We start from the raw sequence: 1,296 nt of genomic DNA, 5'->3' as shown, positions 1-1,296 counted from the left end.
CCGTCATCGCGATACAGACCCAGCAGCATCGACCCGATACCTTCACCGCTCTTGTGGATGCGATAGCCGATGACCACACAGTCGGCGTCGCGGGCGTGCTTGACCTTGACCATCTCACGCTTGCCCGGCAGGTACGGACCGTCGAGGCGCTTGGCGATCACGCCGTCGAGTCCCGCGCCCTCGAACTGCTCGAGCCAGCGGGCGCCGAGTTCCGGGTCCTCAGTGGTGCGCGTGACATGACACCACTGTTTCTCTGTCACGGCGCCGAGCAGCGCGTCGCGGCGAACCCGGAAGGGTTCCTTCATCAGCGACGTGTCGCCGGTGGCCAGTGCGTCGAAACCGATGAAGTGTGCGGGGGTCTGTGCTGAGAGCATCTTGATGCGCGATTCGGCTGGGTGGATGCGCTGGCTCAGCGACTCCCAGTCCAGCCGGGTGCGGCCGTCGATCTCGCGGGGCATGACGATCTCGCCGTCGATCACGCAGCGTGGCGGTAACTCCGTCAGCGCCGCACTCACCAGTTCGGGGAAGTACCGCGTCATCGGTCGCTCGTTGCGGCTGCCCAGCTGAATTTCGTCGCCGTCACGAAAACAGATGGAGCGAAAGCCGTCCCACTTCGGTTCGTAGCAGGCGCCGGCCGGTATCGATGGCACCGATTTGGCGAGCATCGGAGACACCGGAGGCATGACGGGAAGACGCATCCCGCCCATTGTGGCGCAGCGCCCCACATCGATGACATTGCCCGCTGTCGGCGGTCTACGTGAGTATGGAACCCGTGGACCTCCCCGTGACCCCGCCGCTCGAGCCGATGCTGGCCAAAGCGCAGGCCAAGGTGCCCAACGAAGCGGGCGTGTGGTCGTACGAGCCGAAGTGGGACGGGTTCCGCGCCCTGGTCTTCCGCGATGGGGACGCGGTGGTGCTGTTGTCCCGCAGTGGAAAGGACCTGGGCCGCTACTTTCCCGAGGTCATCGAGTCGGTGCGCGACGAGTTGGCGGCGCGGTGCGTGCTGGACGGCGAGATCGTCATCGTCGCCGGCGACAAACTGGATTTCGAGGCACTTCAACTACGTCTGCATCCGGCCGCGAGCCGGGTCAGCATGCTGGCCGGGCGGACACCGGCGTCGTTCATCGCGTTCGACCTGCTGGCCCTCGGCGAGGACGACTACACGGCAAGGCCCTTCAGCGAGCGGCGCGCCGCGCTCGTCGACGCGCTGGCCGACGCCGGCCCGTCGTTTCGGGTGACACCGGCCACGACAGATCTGGCCACCGCTCAGCAGTGGTTCGAGCAGTTCGAGGGCGC

General features: G+C 66.5%; 1 protein-coding gene and 1 pseudogene. One reads left to right on the top strand and one right to left on the bottom strand.

Translation table 11 applies throughout. The features are described from left to right. The coding region (locus A5663_RS02190) for an ATP-dependent DNA ligase (RefSeq protein ID WP_068143437.1) at window positions 1-707 on the bottom strand (707 nt) is incomplete at its 3' end. Between the two features lie 65 nt (window positions 708-772). Here A5663_RS02190 and ligC point away from each other — a divergent pair. Further along, window positions 773-1,296, top strand: a pseudogene (gene ligC, locus A5663_RS02185) (ATP-dependent DNA ligase); the annotation flags it as partial.

The sequence above is a fragment of the Mycobacterium sp. E740 genome (genome assembly GCF_001672895.1).
In the GTDB taxonomy this organism is placed as follows: domain Bacteria; phylum Actinomycetota; class Actinomycetes; order Mycobacteriales; family Mycobacteriaceae; genus Mycobacterium.
This window is presented reverse-complemented; position numbering and strand designations above follow the sequence as displayed.